This window comes from Bradyrhizobium sp. Crot121 (assembly GCF_059512385.1).
The window spans coordinates 1-275 of record NZ_JCAMOR010000558.1 but is presented as its reverse complement, the minus strand read 5'-3'; the positions used below and the strand labels follow the sequence as shown (position 1 = coordinate 275).

The following is a 275-nucleotide window of genomic DNA, read 5'->3' as shown; positions in this document are numbered from 1 at the left end:
CAGCAATGCACGAGCGTCCACGGCCCTTGCGGTCGAGCGACTTCGGTCAGCCGGTCATAACCGTCATAGGCATCGCATTGCAGGAAGCGTCCGTTAAAGCCGTCCAGGAACTGCTCAGCGAAGGCGCCGCTGCGGCCGGGGGCATATCGGAACAGCACGATCGGCGGACTTGGGCCGCTATGGCCGCGGTCGTCGGAGACGCTCGCCCAGAAGTAGCCCTTCTTCGTTTGACCACGCCCGGGATCGAGCACCGGCGCCGTAGTTTCGTCCATGAA

The 275-nt window shown here is 64.0% G+C and carries 1 protein-coding gene; it reads right to left on the bottom strand.

From position 1 onward, the window contains the following. Positions 1 to 275: IS66 family transposase (locus AC5ZGW_RS47900; RefSeq protein ID WP_496114370.1), on the bottom strand; the 275-nt coding region annotated here is incomplete at both ends.